The organism is Nostoc sp. NMS2 (genome assembly GCF_017115105.1).
Lineage (GTDB): Bacteria > Cyanobacteriota > Cyanobacteriia > Cyanobacteriales > Nostocaceae > Nostoc.
Map to the genome: position 1 here is coordinate 26,834 of NZ_JABXKH010000142.1, position 13,144 is coordinate 39,977.

The 13,144-nt window shown below is 41.9% G+C and carries 11 protein-coding genes and 1 other RNA gene; 2 read left to right on the top strand and 10 right to left on the bottom strand.

Annotation, left to right across the window (positions count from 1 at the left end):
- Positions 1 to 63: 63 nt before the first annotated feature.
- Both HWQ36_RS25370 and HWQ36_RS25375 read right to left on the bottom strand, forming a co-directional pair.
- A complete protein-coding gene (locus HWQ36_RS25370) occupies positions 64 to 1,245 on the bottom strand; it encodes a GNAT family N-acetyltransferase (RefSeq protein WP_292707943.1) in 1,182 nt (393 codons plus the stop codon).
- A 300-nt stretch (positions 1,246 to 1,545) separates the two neighbouring features.
- On the bottom strand, positions 1,546 to 2,289 hold the full coding sequence (locus tag HWQ36_RS25375; protein ID WP_292707945.1) for a RibD family protein: 744 nt from the start codon (positions 2,287 to 2,289) through the stop codon (positions 1,546 to 1,548).
- A gap of 296 nt (positions 2,290 to 2,585) precedes the next feature.
- Between HWQ36_RS25375 and HWQ36_RS25380 the strand changes: the two genes are divergently transcribed.
- Positions 2,586 to 4,715 carry an ATP-binding protein gene (locus HWQ36_RS25380; RefSeq protein ID WP_292707948.1) on the top strand — a complete coding sequence of 710 codons (2,130 nt, stop codon included), beginning with the start codon at positions 2,586 to 2,588 and terminating at the stop codon, positions 4,713 to 4,715.
- Between the two features lie 285 nt (positions 4,716 to 5,000).
- Here HWQ36_RS25380 and HWQ36_RS25385 read toward each other — a convergent pair whose 3' ends face one another.
- Genes HWQ36_RS25385 through HWQ36_RS25395 form a run of 3 tightly spaced genes read right to left on the bottom strand, consistent with a single transcriptional unit; the run spans position 5,001 to position 9,377 of the window.
- Positions 5,001 to 6,251, bottom strand: coding sequence for a hypothetical protein (locus HWQ36_RS25385; protein ID WP_292707950.1), 1,251 nt, complete (start codon positions 6,249 to 6,251; stop codon positions 5,001 to 5,003).
- Between the two features lie 3 nt (positions 6,252 to 6,254).
- Positions 6,255 to 6,983 carry a hypothetical protein gene (locus tag HWQ36_RS25390; RefSeq protein WP_292707953.1) on the bottom strand — a complete coding sequence of 243 codons (729 nt, stop codon included), beginning with the start codon at positions 6,981 to 6,983 and terminating at the stop codon, positions 6,255 to 6,257.
- Between the two features lie 30 nt (positions 6,984 to 7,013).
- Entirely contained in the window at positions 7,014 to 9,377 is a 2,364-nt protein-coding gene (locus tag HWQ36_RS25395; RefSeq protein WP_292707954.1) for a serine protease, read from the bottom strand.
- A gap of 158 nt (positions 9,378 to 9,535) precedes the next feature.
- Here HWQ36_RS25395 and HWQ36_RS25400 point away from each other — a divergent pair, with 158 nt between their 5' ends.
- Complete coding sequence (locus tag HWQ36_RS25400; protein WP_292707957.1) at positions 9,536 to 9,664, top strand: hypothetical protein; 129 nt, start codon at positions 9,536 to 9,538, stop codon at positions 9,662 to 9,664.
- Positions 9,665 to 9,685: 21 nt separating this feature from the next.
- Here the strand turns inward: HWQ36_RS25400 and HWQ36_RS25405 are convergent, their stop codons facing one another.
- The 5 genes from HWQ36_RS25405 to HWQ36_RS25425 form a co-directional block, all read right to left on the bottom strand.
- Positions 9,686 to 10,747, bottom strand: a complete 1,062-nt coding sequence (locus tag HWQ36_RS25405) for a Gfo/Idh/MocA family oxidoreductase (protein ID WP_292707959.1) — start codon at positions 10,745 to 10,747, stop codon at positions 9,686 to 9,688.
- 17 nt (positions 10,748 to 10,764) lie between these two features.
- Positions 10,765 to 10,920, bottom strand: a complete 156-nt coding sequence (locus tag HWQ36_RS25410; protein WP_292707961.1) for a hypothetical protein — start codon at positions 10,918 to 10,920, stop codon at positions 10,765 to 10,767.
- A 67-nt stretch (positions 10,921 to 10,987) separates the two neighbouring features.
- The gene (gene rnc / locus HWQ36_RS25415) at positions 10,988 to 11,707 is read right to left on the bottom strand and encodes a ribonuclease III (protein WP_292707963.1); all 720 of its coding nucleotides are present in this window, start codon (positions 11,705 to 11,707) and stop codon (positions 10,988 to 10,990) included.
- A 184-nt stretch (positions 11,708 to 11,891) separates the two neighbouring features.
- Positions 11,892 to 12,310: RNase P RNA component class A (rnpB, locus tag HWQ36_RS25420), an RNA gene on the bottom strand.
- Positions 12,311 to 12,355: 45 nt separating this feature from the next.
- The gene (locus tag HWQ36_RS25425) at positions 12,356 to 13,054 is read right to left on the bottom strand and encodes a hypothetical protein (RefSeq protein ID WP_292707966.1); all 699 of its coding nucleotides are present in this window, start codon (positions 13,052 to 13,054) and stop codon (positions 12,356 to 12,358) included.
- Positions 13,055 to 13,144: the final 90 nt, after the last annotated feature.

Consider the following 13,144-nt stretch of genomic DNA (forward strand, 5'->3'; position numbering starts at 1 on the left):
TTCAGGGTTTTTACACTATATATTAAGTGTAATTCGTCGTTCACCCTCTGCCTTGGCAAACTTTTAAGAATCTCGGTTACTAAATGGCAACTCTGCATTAATTGCCTCAATCTCTTTCTGTTCGAGTTGATTCACTTCCTTAATATAGGGACGGATAATTTGCCCTAAACGATTGTTGTAAAAGCGGTGCAGACTGTGATTGGGCATAGCAGGGAAACCGCGCCGCTTTTTGTGGCGGCCACCTGCGCCAGGGTCAAAAATTTGGATGCCGTTAGCGATCGCCCACTCAATGGGTGCATAATAGCAAGCATCAAAATGTAAGCAATCTATTTCTTGGAAACTCCCCCAATAGCGTCCATAGAGTTTGTCATCTTTAAACAAACAAAAAGACATTCCTAAAGGATGAGAATTATCTTCTTCGCTATATGCAGCGACAAACAAGACTCGATGGCGATAATCGGTGTATAGCTGCTCAAAAAACCGTTGTGTGAGATACTTGCTACCCCACCAGCCAAACTTATCACAGGTGTCAGCATAAAACTGGTACATCGAAGGAAATAAAGAGTAGGGAATTTGATCGCCACTCAGAGGTTGCAATCGTAAACCTGCTTTCTCTACAGCTTTGCGTTCCCGCTTGATATTGCGGCGCTGATTGGCGTTAAACACTTTCAAGTAGTCATCAAAAGTTTTAAAGCCAGCATTTTCCCAGACGTAGCTGTGGTGCAGCCAAGTTGTAAAGCCATGCCGTTCCAGCATCGGCCGCCATTGGGGATCGACGTAGAGAAAATGACATCCAGAAATCCGATTTTTGGAACAGAAAGTGTCAATTTCATGCACCATCATCGCGGTGATTTCATCCTCATCTTCTCCTGGGGCGATTAAAAAGCGATAACCTTCAGCTGGGGTAAATGGTGTCATACCCAGCAATTTTGGGTAATATTGAACTCCGATGCGATCGGCTAACTCTGCCCATTGGTGATCGAAAACAAATTCACCTGAACTATGTCCTTTGAGATAAAGTGGCGCAGCCGCAATCAGCGTTCTATCCCGCCACAATGTTAAGTGATTTGGCAACCAACCAGTTTTAGCCGTAGCACTCTGGGAGGTTTCGAGATTATTTAGCCACTCCCATTCTAAAAATGGCGTTTTAAGTGGCATTGCTAAAGCATTCCAGGCATTTTGTGGTACTTCAGCGATTTTGTTCGTCCAAACGACAGAATAGCGAGGCTTGAGTTGTTCCACCATATTAGGGGAGTAGGGAGTAGGGGAGGCAAGGGGGCAGGGGGGCAGGGGGCAGGGGGCAGGGGGCAAGGGGGCAGGGGGCAGGGGGCAGGGGGCAGGGGGCAAGGGGGACAAGGAGAATAAGGAGGACAAGGAGGACAAGGGGGAATTATTAAAATTAAGTCTCTCCCTTGTCTCCCCCCTCTTCCTTGTCTCCCTTGTCTCTTTTTCATGCCCAATACTTCGACTTCGCTCAGTACAAGTGCCCAATTCCCAATTCCCAATTCCCAATTCCCAATATTCAATAACTTAACTTAGCGTAATCTAATCTGCTGGTCGTTGCAGGCGATAGTGCAAAAACACTTCTTGCTCAACTGTATGAACTTCTAAAAGTTGCAACTTGGGAGCTAAATCGGGTAAAAAACCTTTCCCTTCTACAGGTGTGGGGGCAGTACTACCACCTAAAATCAGGGGACAGACAGTTAGCCATAATTCATCGATTAAATCTAAGCTCAGCAGGGAAGCGACTAATTCACCTCCACCCAAGACCACCAACCGTGTTATATCTATATTGGCTAGATGCTTCAAAGCTGCGGAAATGTCAATTTCTCGCGTTGGTGTTTCAAAAACCAGAATCTGCTCAAATTCTGGAGGACACTCTTGTGTTCCGGTTCCAAAAGTTGAAGGAAGCGTCTGTAAACAACGTCCTTTCCATGAAAGTGTTCCCAGTGTTGTCGTGAGTAGCCAGCGTCTAACTGGTTGCTTAAAAAAGTTAATTTCCGGATTGAGGTTTCCAGAGTGTGTAGTCACTATATGAACTGGCTGCGGAGGCTTCCCTTCTTGTGCCCGAAGTCGCATTAGAGTTGGATCTGATACAGTAAGTGTCGTGCCGTATGCCCGGAGAGTACCAGCACCGAATAAAACCGCATCAGAGGCAGCGATTTGTTTTTCTAGATGTGCTTTATCAACCCTTGAGCCAAACCGAGCAGGCGATCGCCTAAAATCTGCTATCTTGCCATCTGCACTCATTGCTAAAACAACTGTAGTATGAGGACGATGTTGCAACATTAAATTGATTTGATAGTTGGAATATTTTCTTTGTTCGTATGTAGATTCTCAAAAAAAATCCATGCCGTGCAAGTTATTTATTTACAATTTTACCACTGTATTTATATGCAACACAAACCGCTTTTGCATCTAGCATATATGAGTTTTGGTATACCACGTTTCTTTTTGAATGATAGCAATTTGTTATTTTTAAACATTGAAAATAAAATTCTGATAATTTAATAAAATGTCTCATCTAGCCAGTCTAATTACATATCTTTGCTGTTGTGGTTTGCCGATGCAAAGTGAGACACTCGATGACTAATTCCCGCCAATCTTCCTTTCGTCGAATTTTAGTAACGAGAATATTGCTGCTGTTCGTTCCAGTTTTACTTATAGGCGAAATTGTGGCCTTGAATAAGGCACGTTCTAGCATATTGGGAACTGCGCGTCAAAATTTAACAGAAAGCGCCATGAGTAAAGGGGAGAGAATTGGCGATGCGATCGCAATCTTAAAAGCTAGTTTACTGAGTGTAAGTAAAACAACGGTGATTCCGTCGGGTTCGCCTATACAAGAGCAAGAAATTCTCACACAGCTAAAGCAACAACTTCCAGCCAATATTGAGTGCATCCAATTAACTGATCTTCTAAACCAGAAAATAATTGCCAGTAGCTGTGGAGATCAAGCAATTGGGGAAATGACATTCCCTTTGCCTAGTGATGGAATTGATGTCAAAACAATCTTCCCGCCCAAGGCAGGAATGACTGGAAAAAGAAACGCACAAAATCAATTACAATTAGTGTTATCTGCACCAGTCTCCGATAGCCGAAAAAATTTAGTTTACAGCTTAAGTATTCAGTCTGCATTGTACCAACAAACCAGAAATCCGCCGGGATCGCTTACAGGCGCTATGGTAGTGATTGCTGAAGATGGCACAATTGTGGCACATCCATTTACAGACTGGGTGGGAAGTAATATTAATCAACATCCAAATTCTTCCCAACTCAAGAGCATAATTAAAAATGCCCTTGCAGGACGAAACGATTCGATAAATTTGTCTTTTAAAGAGGGAAACGAATTAGTAGCTGGCTATACAGCTATTGCAAATCCACTCACTCAACAGCAGCAGCAAAAATGGATAGTCTTAGCTGTTACTAGTGTCGAAAATGCGCTTTTTGGTTTAGAAGAAATCAAGCTAATTCTCATCGTCTTGACAGTTGGTTTGATTGGTGCAAGTTTGTTAGCGTCCCTATATTTAGCTCCTTACTTGGCACGTCCTGTAGAAGAATTGCGAGACTACGCTCTCAATATTCACTCTCACCACGCCGCACAACCAGTTCCGCACAATTTCCAAATTCGGGAATTCAATCAACTAGCCCAAGCATTAGACCAAATGGTAGAACGGCTGAAAGCTGGGGCAGAAGAACTAGAAATAGCTTGGAAAGAAGCAAAAAACGCTAACCAGATTAAGAGCCAGTTTTTGGCTACAACTTCCCATGAATTGAGAAACCCATTACATACTATTATTAACTGCATTCGCGTAGTTGAAGATGGCTTATGTGATAGCCGGGAAGAAGAAATGGAATTTCTAAAACGTGCCAATGAAACAACGATTCATTTGCTAAATATTATTAATGATTTACTCGACATTTCTAAAATCGAGGCGGGTAAGCTTTCTGTAGTTACTACACCTCTCGATCTCCGACAAATATTGCTAGAGGTGATTAATTTACAATCAGTTAATGTTCAACAGAAGGGCTTGCAATTGAAATGCGAGTTAGATCCCCAAGCGATACCAATTAAAGCAGACGCGGCAAAACTGAAGCAAGTGCTGATTAATGTTATCGGCAACGCTACTAAATTCACCGACACAGGAAGCATCACCATTGCTACAGAAATTCAATCTAGTAATGGTAAATCTCAAGTAGTGGTAATAGTTAAAGATACAGGTATAGGCATTGATCCCAATCAACAGCACAAACTATTTCGCCCCTTTGTGATGGTGAATGGCACAACCACGCGCCAGTTTGAAGGGACTGGACTCGGACTAGCAATTTCACGAAACTTAATCGAACTTATGGGAGGTAGCATTACTCTTGAGAGTACGGGACTTCATCAAGGTACGACACTGAAGATTACCTTACCCTTGATTGATATCTCGCTGTTACCTGTTGACAACAAAGAAGAAAATGTAGAGAATCTGGGATTTTCCTCTGGGAATAAGGTGGCAAAAGCAAGCCAATACTCTAGCCTACAAAAGTCTGGGGGAAGCCCTTCTTTGGGTAGCAACAAATCTGTAAAAGCAGTTGTAGACAAAGAGAAGTCAATGAAGTTCCAGGTGTTACTTGGGAACGAGACTTACGAGATTAGTTTTTCGCCGCAGCAAACTATCTTGGTAAGTCTTCCAAAAACAGAAGTTTATGCAAATAGGACTTCTGAAAGGTAATTTATAATTCGTAATTCGTAATACTTCGGCTACGCTCAGTACAAGTTCGTAATTCGTAATTCGTAATGACGCTGGCGGACTCGCTACCGCTGCGCTCTAAGCGTTCGCGTAGCGTCTCGTTCGCGCAGCGTCTCCGATAGGAGAAGAGAAGCCATGCCGCAGGCTTTACGTAATTCGTAATTTCAATTTGAAAAATAATTGTGGCAGATGAATTGCTAAAAAGCTGATTCATTAACTCTTTCACAATCAAAAATCTCAAATGCTATAACTCTTAAGTTCTAATGGCTATGGTTTTGACGCAGATTTAGAAGCGTTACTAAATAACCAAGATAGAAGATTAGCAACTGTAGCAGCGCCAAAAGAGAATAGCGCAATAATCGCATCACGAGGTAAAACGCCATCTAACCAGCTACCCTGTATTTGAAAAACTGGAAAATTCTGATCTAGACCAATTTGAATCTCTTTAGTTTTCCCAGAAAACCGGGCTTCTATCCCTTTTTTAGGAACAATTTGCAGATGGCGTATCAGTTCAATATTTAGAGGAATATCAGGATTTTCCCCCATGAGAAACTGATTTTTATAAATATCCTTTTCCTGTCCTACCATGCGGATTTTACCTTCCACAATAGTAGAAATTTTTAAATCGTCTCTGGCATCTTTACCATTTCTGTCTAAATCTAGAAATTTCACATCTTCGGTTTCTATCTTTTCTCTAAACCATTGTTCTGATTCATATTTGGGAGCTTTGGCTAGGGTAATATAAAGATTGGTATTTGGCGCGATTTCTAAATTAAGTTTTTTATTATCTGGATTGACAATGAATTCTAATTGTGTTGTTTTATCTGGTTGATTTGGTAATTTTGAATCTATTAATTCATAACCTTCTACTATAACTTTGATTGGTTGTTGACCTAAATATAGTTCTAATGCATTTTGGTTGCTTTTTAAGTCTAATTTAGAGTTGGATTGCAGAGAAAAAGCAAGCTGATTGCGATAAAAGTCATAACTTAATCCAGCTACTTTTGTATTTGGTTGCAGCCGGAGTTCATCTAAGTTTATTTCACTTGTTGCTTGAAGATTAGTCGGGGCAATAATCCATCTACTATTGCTATCTTTAAGCTGGATTGTTAAAGAGTTGGACTGATTAAGTTCTGGCCAAGTTTCGCTTTGAAAATTGCCTGTGAAAGTTAGGGTTTGTTTGCCTTCATTTTCTAGTTCTTTAATGCCGCGAATATCTTGAAGAAAAAGTTTTGATTGTTCTCCGTTATAAATAAAACTCATTTCTTGAGCAATGATATTACCTTCAAAAGTATGAGTGCCTGGTAATATAGCGGCAAAGGTGACAATAGTCAAGAATAAAAGTAACAGCAACACCAACAATGAATTTCGATGATTTGAAATAGTTCGTAGTAAGCGTTTTAGCACTGAAGTGCTTACTACAAACAAAGCAACTAGATATGTTTTCAGAAAATTCAACCCTTGGCGAATTTTGATGAAGTTGGGAAACTTTTGTTTGGCTTTTTGCCGAGATGCCATGATTTATTTCAACCAATTTGGGTTATGTTCAAATACAATTGTCCTTTCGATGCGATCGCTAGGTTCATTTCTTCGGTCAATATTAGCAACATAGTGCAGTTCATAGCGCCCAGATGGGGCATTGCGACCATCCCAGGTAAAAATAGTTTCACCCTTTTTCGGGTTAGGGCGAGAAGCGCTATAGATTGCTGGTTGACCTTTGGAGAGGATTTCAAAGGTAGTAAATCTCACTCGGTCTTGGGAATAAAAGACAAATTCATACTTACCCGAAGTTTGCCCCAGGATGACTGGAACATACACAGGCTGGGAACCAAGATTATAGTATGCCGTAGCGCGAAGGCTATTAGCTGGTATTTTTGCTTGCCTGAGAACGTAAGTATCCCAGCTAAAGCTGAAACGCGAACCATTATTAGACAATAACAAGTCATCCATTTGATAGTGATAATTATCACCCAAGGATTTCACTATTATTTGAGGATTTTTACCACCACTGATGCGGGGAATTTGCACCGTGAGGGTTTTCCCAAAACTGGTTAGGTTTCGGGTAGCAATGGAAATCAGGTTCAAGCTATTGCCGCTTAATTGTTCTTCTTTGATGCCTTCACAGCGATTGGGTGGTTTGCGCTGGATATAATCGGTAGATTTGGGGTTTCCTTGTGGGCAAGAAGCAGCAGCAGGAAGATGGCTGACGCTGAAGATTAATAGGCTGGCAAGAATAATTTTATAATTCATAGTTTGTTGTAGAGACGCGATTCATCGCGTCTATTTAATGTTCCAAATGGACAGTTGTTTTTGAATCTCAGACATCGGATAAGCCAAATCTCGGTCTTCACCTTTTGTTGCAAAGACGATGCCTAAAAGCCGATTTTGCGAATCAATCACAGGACTGCCAGAATAACCATGTTTGAGTGCAGTTTGAGATATTTCTAATCGCTGGTTGTTATGCTTACTAATCTGTCCTGATTGCATAGACCAAGATTTATCTTCACCTCTTTGGGCAGAATGACCGATAATCCGAATGGGCATTTTCGGGGCGATCGCAGTTGAGGAGATAGATAATGGTTGGATATCTTCTGGCAGTTTACCAATAACTTCCAAAACGGCTAAATCGAGTTGTTCCTCAGAGGTCATTTTGAACAGCTTGGCATCTCGCCGCATTCGCACTCGGTTGGATGGCGGTGTACTGAAAAATTCCACTTGGATATTTTTACCTTGTTCATTGCCATCAAAAATGACATGACGATTAGTGAGGATTAATGTCCGGTTGTCTTCTCGCTGAATGATTATACCAGTGCCGATCTCTGTTCCCTGGCGATCGCTGTTAAAAAACTCGGTAGTGATGCGTACCACAGAACGCTTAACGGGTACGGTTGGGTCATTCTTAAGCAACCATTGGCGATCGTCTTCTACGCTCTTAGCTTGGGTATCATCTTTCGTTTTCCATAACCGCCTTGCTTCTATATTGTTGTTACTGGCATAGACATAATTTGGGTCAATTTGTTCTGCTTTGTCAAAGTGTTCAATGGCTTCTTTAAACTTATTTTGTTTTTGGAATACTAAACCCAAATTATTATTAGCGAGAGTATGAGCGCTGGTTGGATCTATAGAAGTATCTTCTGGTAATGTTAAGGCTTTTTCGTAGGCGATGATTGCTTGTTTTAATTGCTTCTGTTCTTGGAAGGCATTGCCGAGATTGCTGTAAGCAGTAGCATAATTAGGGTCGAGTTGTATGGCTTTTTTGTAGGCGATGATTGCTTGTTCTAATTGCTTCTGGTCTTGGAGGGTATTGCCGAGATTGTTGTAAGCAAGAGCAAAGTTAGGTTTGAGTTGTATGGCTTTTTGTAAAGCGATGACTGAAGCTTCTAATTGCTCCTGGTATCTCAGGACATTGCCAAGATCGTTGTAAGCTTCAGCATTGTTAGGTTCGATCTGTATGGTTTTTTTGAACGCGGCGACAGCATCATCTAATTTCTTCTGGTCTTTGAGGGCTAAACCGAGATTGTGGTGAACTGTAGCAAAGTTAGGGTTGAGTTTAATTGCTTTTTTGTAGGCATCAACTGCGTCAGCTAATTTCTTCTGCTTATACAGGACAACACCGAGATTATTGTAAGCATTGTAAGCAATATCAAAGTTAGGTTTAAGTTGTATGGCTTTTTGGAAGGCCGTAACTGCGGCATCTAATTTCTTCTGTTCATATCGGACAAGACCGAGATTGTAGTGAGCAGCAGCATCTTTAGGGTCAAGTTGTATGGCTTTTTGGAAGGCCGTAACTGCGGCATCTAATTTCTTCTGGTTACTGAGGGCATTGCCGAGATTAATGTAAGCAGCAGCATCTTTAGGGTCAAGTTGAATTGCTTTTTGAAAGGCGGCAACTGCTTCATCTAATTTATTCTGTTCATATAGGGCAATGCCGAGTTTGTTGTAAATATCAGCAATGTTGGGGTTGAGTTGAATTACTTTTTGAAAGGCGGCAACTGCTGCATCTAATTTATTCTGTCTTTTAAAAACGTCGGCAAGAAGATAGTGAGTTTTTGCATCTTCTGAATTAAGTTGAACAGATTTTTTACAAGCTGTTATTGCTTCATCAAGTTTGTTCTGGTCATCCAACACATTACACAACTCGAAGTAAGCAGTAGCAAAGTTAGGGTTGAGTTGAATTGCTTTTTGGTAGGCGGCAACTGCTGCATCTAATTTCTTCTGGTTACTCAGCACATTGCCCAGACCGTTGTAAGCAGTAGCTAAGTTAGGGTTGAGTTGCAAAGCTTTATTGTGAGATGCGATCGCCTCCTCTAATTTACCTTGAGCATTTAGCACGTTCCCTATACCAACGTAAGCTTCGGCATCATTAGGATTGAGTTGTAATGCTTTCTGGTGCGCCGCTAATGCTTCCTCTAGTTTTCCCTGTCGCCGCAAAGCATTACCCAAATTGTTATAAGCTTTGCCATTATTGGGTTCAACTTGTAAAACTTTCCGCCAAATTGTCTCTGCTTGGGAGTTATTACCCACCGTTTCGGCAGCGTCGCCTTGTTTAAATAGCTGTTCAATATTGTTTTGAGCAACTACAAACTGGGGTGTGGTAGCCAGAGATAGAGTTAAAAATAAAGTAGTAAATATACGGTTGTGCATAATCATGCTCATACGTTAGCTGATTTTATCAGGACTTACCCGAAAATCGCTAAAAACCGGATTAATTTTTGATAAATACTTGTTAATGAGCCTTTGAACTCCGTTGATGAACCTCAGAGCTTCGTGAATGAGTCTTTGAACTCCATTAATGAAGTAAAATGGGCGGTTTTCAATACGATCCCAAAGACGCGATAAATCGCCGTCTCTACAAGAATCAGTCCTTTGTAGAGACGGCGATTTATCGCGTCTCTTTTATCGCGTCTCTTGCCTTAACCGAACAGTATTAGGCGGTTATTCTCAGGGGAAAATTACACTTGAGAGCAGTTGTTAAGAAAAACAGGTTGGCCGCCTTGCTCAAGAGATACAGTCAGTGCAGCCAGAATTTCTACTAACTGTGTGCCTACCCAGCCAGACGAAACCTCTGAGGGAGTATTGTTTATAACAGAGACAACAAAGCCGGAGCAAACCCGTTGCAATGGTTCACCTGGCTCTAATTCCAGCACCACCTGGCTTTGATTTACGGGAATAAAATGATTGCCCTGCTGTTCAAATTCTCCATGTAGCAGCGTTAGAGGTGACGATCGCAACATTTCATCAAAAATCAAACTACCAAGGCTACCTACAATCCCCAGCCGTCGCTGCTTATCAGAATTCAGCCAGCACAAGTGGATGTAAGCTTGAAAGCCATCTGGGTATGTCAGTGTTAGCCATACTAAATCGGCTAAACCTTGGGATGGAGAGTGGGTTATTTCCCTATTGGCTTGCCCCTGTAGCCACACCGTACCCGTTGCTTGTACTTTCACAGGAATCTGACCCAGCCAAGCGTTAAAGATAGCAATATCGTGAATAGCTAAATCCCACAGTGCATCAACATCTTGGCGGACAGGCCCTAAATGGGTGCGTGTCGCGTAGCCATAACGTAAATCACCTAATTTACCCGCTTGTACTACAGTTTGCCCTTGCTCAACTGCTGGGTGAAATAAATAAGTGTGATCTACCATGAGTGTTAAATGATGCTTCTCTGCTAACTGGCAAAGTTCTCGACATTCTGCGGGGTCGAGAGTTAGCGGTTTTTCAGCTAAAACATGGTATCCGTTCTGAAGAGCATCTTTAATTAAAGCATAGTGGGTGGTAGCTGGAGTTGCGATCGCTACCCCTGTCAACCCTGGCACATTCTTCAAATCTTCCCAATGGGTTGTCAATACTACATTTTCATCTAAATTAAACTGCTGCTTTACCGCCGCTAACCTTTCTGGATGGGGATCTACCACAGCAACTACATCTACTTGGGGATGTGCTAAGAAATTCCGCAGCAGATGCACTCCCCAACGCCCAACTCCGATAACAGCAATTTTAATTTGGTTTGTCATTTGTCATTTGTTATTTGTCATTTGTCATTCAATACGGATTGGATAAGGTTTTTTGATGACACGCCGCTAATCGCAAAGATGCGATAAATCGCCGTCTTTACAATAATCAGTCCTTTGTCTTGACGGCGATTTATCGCGTCTCTTGCCTTAACCGAACCGTATTGATTTGTCATTAGTTATTTGTCATTTGTATACAAATGACAACCAAATGATTATCGGCTAATTGTCAGTCTTTTAAGCTCAGGGTGTTTGCGGATTAGGGATTGCTAAAAAAGCTACCTTAGCGGCTGCTTGTTCAGCAGTTTTGATAGATCGCCCTTTACCAACTCCTAGTTTGTTTCCGTGCAGCCACACTTCAGCCATGAAACGTTCTTGATTGTGGTGTGGTTGAGTGACTTCCACAACTCGATATTCTGGTAAAACTTTAAATTGCGCCTGAGTCCATTCTTGGAGAGCAGCTTTGTAATTAAGTCTGGCAGGATCGAGGCGAATTTCTGTTGTTAGTTCTTGGAAGTGGGGATCTAGCCAAGAACGGATTAGTTCCAGATTTTGAGTACTTAAGTAAAGCGCACCCAGAACTGCTTCAAAAGCATCTGCCAGTCGTGACTCTTGACCAACTTTATCAGCCGTAGCACTACCAGCGACCAGTAAGTATAACTCTAAACCATAAACTCTGGCCAATTGGGCGAGAATGCGATCGCTCACCAACACCGAACGAATTGCCGCAAAATCCCCTACTGGACAATCGGGATAATTTTCCCATAACACAACAGCCGACACCAGCCGCACCACTGCATCGCCAACAAACTCCAGTTGTTCATAATTCGCCGAATCAGAGACAGTGGGATGAGTTAGCGCTAAATCTAGCAGTTCCCACTTGATAGGTGCTTCTAGCGACAAACCTAATTTTTGGACTAAACTTTCGAGTTGCCGTTGACGGCGTGGGTAGGCAAGGGGCATTAGGGGCAGGGGGCAGGGGGAAGGGGGAAGGGGGCAAGGGGCAGGTGGAGCAGGGGAAAAATACTAACTTCTGACTCATAACTTATAACTCTGCCAATTTTAGATTTGGAATTTTGAATTGAAGGAAAAATCTAAAATCTAAAATCTAAAATTTAATGACTTCTAACTCAGCACTAAAAAAGGGGGGAGAGAGCAGGACATAAGCCGGGTTCTGTTCTCTTGCGAGGGCAGTTATCTATCTGGGACGCTTGTTACCAAACGCCTCTAGCGGCTCTCGTTGAGCGGAACTGGTAAAAGACCAACCGTAGTTCCTATCGCCTTGCTCCCAACCGGGGTTTACCGAGCCAGCACCTCTCGATACTGCTGGTGCGCTCTTACCGCACCTTTGCACCCTTACCAAGTTTGTCCTTTGTCATCTGTCCTTTGTCCTTTGTTCTTTTACAAATGACTAATGACTAATGACTAATTGGCGGTATCTTTCTGTGGCACTATCCTCACGATCGCTCGCACTGGACGTTATCCAGCAAGTTTGGTCTTTCGGGAGCCCGGACTTTCCTCAAACCAGTGACTATGACTGATCTGCAACCGCCTGCGTCTACTCTCTCCTTAGATCCAGTGTAATCTTGGATGGCATAGTCTGTCTGGTTGCTATTGCTTTTTTTTATTCCAAGGTAGAGCGTAAGTCCAAGGTAGTTTCCTGACTGTGAAAGGACAATTGATAATACTAATGGGAGGAAAATCACGGCCTGGGGCTAGACCTAAACGCACTTCAGATACTCTGATTACCAGTTGTAGGGAAAAGTCCAACTCCTTTTTTCTATTAATAAAGTCGTTGTACAATTTTTTTTGCCCTTTTTGCAGCCCGTTGATATCAATTAGTGGTTTTTTCGCTGAATAGGTTCCAGCTACTTGATCGCGCTCGAATACATCTTCTGCTGTCACCGTTTCAGAAAGTGTTTTCTTGGGAGCAATCAGGCTAGGACTTTGGGGTACTGCTAAGTCGCGGGTTAAATCTGGTGATTTCCGAATTACGCGACGCGATTGCTTGCTATGTTCAACTACTAAAGAACTGTTGTCCCAGTCAACGTATAGGGCAACATTATCAGATTTATTTTCAATGCTAATTCCTAAATCTTTCAAATCGTCGATTGGGTATGAGGCTTTGAGTTTAAAGGAAATTCCAATTTTATCATCAAGATTTTGTTCTTTGAGTTGCTCATCAACGATTCCTTTTTTAAACTCGAATTTAACTTGATCGTCGATGGATTCAACCATACGGTTAAAAACGTATGAGACACCGATAATATAAATTGTCAAAACTACTAAATTCTGGTCGCTACTCCTCATAAATTAAAATATTAACTCCTAGTATTAATGAATGTATAAACCTCATCTAAGTTGAGAACCGTAGTTTTCGCCCTCACCCTAAATCCCTCT

What these genes read in the sequence shown, in the direction of transcription:
- HWQ36_RS25370 (WP_292707943.1), bottom strand. Translation starts at nt 1,245, where the DNA reads ATGGTGGAACAACTCAAGCCTCGCTATTCTGTCGTTTGGACGAACAAA.
- rnc (WP_292707963.1), bottom strand. Translation starts at nt 11,707, where the DNA reads ATGCCCCTTGCCTACCCACGCCGTCAACGGCAACTCGAAAGTTTAGTC.
- HWQ36_RS25400 (WP_292707957.1), top strand. Translation starts at nt 9,536, where the DNA reads ATGGGCGGTTTTCAATACGATCCCAAAGACGCGATAAATCGCCGTCTC.
- HWQ36_RS25405 (WP_292707959.1), bottom strand. Translation starts at nt 10,747, where the DNA reads ATGACAAACCAAATTAAAATTGCTGTTATCGGAGTTGGGCGTTGGGGA.
- HWQ36_RS25410 (WP_292707961.1), bottom strand. Translation starts at nt 10,920, where the DNA reads ATGACAAATCAATACGGTTCGGTTAAGGCAAGAGACGCGATAAATCGC.
- HWQ36_RS25390 (WP_292707953.1), bottom strand. Translation starts at nt 6,983, where the DNA reads ATGAATTATAAAATTATTCTTGCCAGCCTATTAATCTTCAGCGTCAGC.
- HWQ36_RS25380 (WP_292707948.1), top strand. Translation starts at nt 2,586, where the DNA reads ATGACTAATTCCCGCCAATCTTCCTTTCGTCGAATTTTAGTAACGAGA.
- HWQ36_RS25385 (WP_292707950.1), bottom strand. Translation starts at nt 6,251, where the DNA reads ATGGCATCTCGGCAAAAAGCCAAACAAAAGTTTCCCAACTTCATCAAA.
- HWQ36_RS25375 (WP_292707945.1), bottom strand. Translation starts at nt 2,289, where the DNA reads ATGTTGCAACATCGTCCTCATACTACAGTTGTTTTAGCAATGAGTGCA.
- HWQ36_RS25425 (WP_292707966.1), bottom strand. Translation starts at nt 13,054, where the DNA reads ATGAGGAGTAGCGACCAGAATTTAGTAGTTTTGACAATTTATATTATC.
- HWQ36_RS25395 (WP_292707954.1), bottom strand. Translation starts at nt 9,377, where the DNA reads ATGCACAACCGTATATTTACTACTTTATTTTTAACTCTATCTCTGGCT.